Origin of the sequence: Bacillus cereus group sp. N8, from assembly GCF_016483685.1 — a bacterium.
Classification (GTDB): Bacteria; Bacillota; Bacilli; order Bacillales; family Bacillaceae_G; genus Bacillus_A; species Bacillus_A proteolyticus.
Genome location: NZ_JAEHBK010000096.1, coordinates 1 through 2,797, shown reverse-complemented (window position 1 = coordinate 2,797; position 2,797 = coordinate 1). Strand labels below are relative to the sequence as shown.

Sequence of the window (2,797 nt, the reverse complement as noted above, 5' to 3'; positions counted from 1 at the left end):
TCATTAACATAAGAGAATAGTAACGTGCTTTCACCTTCAAGAATAGTCTAAATCCTTAAGTTGATGGATGTGGGGTATCGCCACATGCCCATCAACTTAAGAATTCAGAATTACCCCAAAATGAAAAAATGAGCTTTTTTGTTACAAGTTAGCACAAAATTTCGCTCTGGGAGTAGTTGTATTTTTTTAGCTTGATGGCGGTGTGACGCTCCCCTATAATGAATATATTGTTTGATCGTTAGTATTTTCTATAGGGAATGAATCCAATCGAATGTTGTTTACGTACAATCATGACAAGAAAAAGAGCATCCTTATATTGTAAGGATGCTCTTGTATTTATTTCAGTACAGAAGGCGATGTCTTTTCTAACCAAAGAATGCCATCATATTGTTCTGTGGGAATCATGATTTCTTCTCTTTCTTTTTTCCCCCAATAACTTGCTGCAGTAGGAGTAAACATCCATGAAGTTTCTGGTCGGTTACTTTCTCCCCTTAGGTTAACAAAAACATGGGGACTTCCCACCGTGCTGATGATTTTTTCAACGCTTTGTTCTTCATGTTCATTATGTACAGGAATAACATCTTCATTGACATCATCCCAACTGCTTCCACTATACGCAAATACACCAATCGTGTACATTTGGTCTTTAATGCGCTGCGGAAGATAATCCATCATATTTGGGCCAACATAATTGTATTGTTGCGCCTTCGTCCAGTCTAATATCATTTTCGAATTTTGTTTTCGAATATGATAATTATGTCCCCACACAATGATTTTTTTGTTTTTATACTGCATTTCAGTGAGCCATGCGAAGTTTTGTGCCATTTTTCGATCTCGGATGTAAAAAGAATAGTCTGTCAGGTTAGGTGAGGGGATGCCACCTCTGACTTTCATATCTGCATCTAAATGCGTTTTAATCGCATCAATCCGTATACTGATTGCTTTCTCAAGGAAATTCACATCATACGCAGCATGAGGTGCAACTTGAGTCAATTCAGATTTATGATTCTGAATAAATGTTCTAACCTTTTCAAACTTGTTAATTACGGGCTGTATTTCTGCTTTAAATCGATCATAAGGATACGTACCTTCATATTTACTGTAATACCTATCTAGTTCAATTAACTCTGACACTGCTGTATCAAATTCAGATGCGACTTCAGGATTTAATTTTTGCAACCATTCTTTTGCATAGGAGCGGAATGAAGAATTATAAAACAAATTCATATCAAAACCAGCTAATGTGAGTGGCTTTCCTTTTTCTTTTTGTTCTTTCATATAGGTAAATAATTGTTCAAGTTCCTCAGTTTGCCATACAGGGTATAAAGATTGTTTCATCGCTTCCGTAGCGGTTAAGTGATCAAAATTTTGCTGAACAGCTGCTGCTTCCCCAAGCCCTGTTTCAAATGCAATCACATCATATCCCATTTCCTCATGTAAGTACTTAATCATACGTATTTTGGATTGATTCATTTCCTTTGCACCATGCGTACTTTCACCAAGTACAACAATACGCTTGTCCTGTACAGTCTCTTTAAGAAATGATAAATCTTCTGTTGTTTGGGAAGTTGGTTCATTTAATTTTTTTGCATGACTGTTTAACCATTCCTCCCATTTGGGTTGATCGACTGGTTTTTCTGCCGCGAATGCTACAGATGTGAAGGTAGTACAGGCAAGAAGCGTACTCATTAGCCCGATTTTCCATTTTTTACGCACAACAACGCCTCCAAGAATCATATTTTTAGAGATTGAATAGAATCTGTATCAAAAATTTACTAATATACCATTATTTATAATAATACATATACAGATTCTAAACAATATTAATATTCTAAAAATTAAAAATCAACTTCGTACATAATGAAGAAACCTTCTATATGGGGTCACCATACATCACCATGGAGCTAAGAAAAGCAAATATCCCAAAACGATAAAATTGACACCCCCAGAACGAAATTTTTAGGCTTTCTTGTAACGAAAAAGCTTATTTATCGTTTTTGGGGTGACCTGTTTTCTTAGGTTGATGACAATGGCCACTCCCCCAAATACTCGAAAAAAATGCCCATTCCACTTAAACAAACTTGAAGATTACCCAAAAAAAGAGTTTAATAAAGATAAGTTTAAATAAACTATCAATTAACTTTTTAGTTGATTAATACATTGGAAAAGAAGGAATAATAATGATGTTTTTTTTGTTAATTATTAATGTGGGTTTTATATTTTTTATTCATTATATAAAGAAATGGGTATTTAAGTATGGAGTAAACCATCCAAGTTCAAACAAGCGCTATTTAAACCTTTTACAATTCGTTAAATTTGCTCCATTAATTGCATTACTTGTATTATTCGTACTGGTTTTAACAACTCTGCATACAAAAGCAGGTATTCGGCTATCTCATGCCTGGTATGCTGCACAATTTTGGGCTTATTATACGTTCTTGTTTTGCAGTTATATGATAACTAAGAAAAAATTTTTTCTGTTTTCGATGATTATATCTTTATTAATAGCCATTTATAACACTCCATTATTTCACTTTGAAAACCTATTTATAGGACATTATGTAGTTGTTGCTGATATTTTCGGAACTTTAATGTTTATAAATTTATGGATAGCAATATCAAAAATTTTAGTGGAAATGAAAAATAAGTAATTAATTTTGGTTCCTGTAATTGACTTAACAGAAATGCTATATACCTATCAATCTGAGATTTTGAAGTATCCCCTAAAATGAAAAAATACGCTATTCTTTCTGTAGAATCATAGGAAAGGATGGCGTTTTTTATGTCTGTTTCTGTG

Annotated in this window: 2 protein-coding genes; one reads left to right on the top strand and one right to left on the bottom strand. The window is 33.6% G+C overall.

Annotated features, from left to right (window positions below; translation table 11 throughout):
* Positions 1-336: 336 nt before the first annotated feature.
* Positions 337-1,716 carry an erythromycin esterase family protein gene (locus JDS80_RS30490; RefSeq protein ID WP_199640793.1) on the bottom strand — a complete coding sequence of 460 codons (1,380 nt, stop codon included), beginning with the start codon at positions 1,714-1,716 and terminating at the stop codon, positions 337-339.
* A 464-nt stretch (positions 1,717-2,180) separates the two neighbouring features.
* Between JDS80_RS30490 and JDS80_RS30485 the strand changes: the two genes are divergently transcribed.
* The gene (locus JDS80_RS30485; RefSeq protein WP_063219799.1) at positions 2,181-2,651 is read left to right on the top strand and encodes a hypothetical protein; all 471 of its coding nucleotides are present in this window, start codon (positions 2,181-2,183) and stop codon (positions 2,649-2,651) included.
* Positions 2,652-2,797 lie beyond the last annotated feature (146 nt).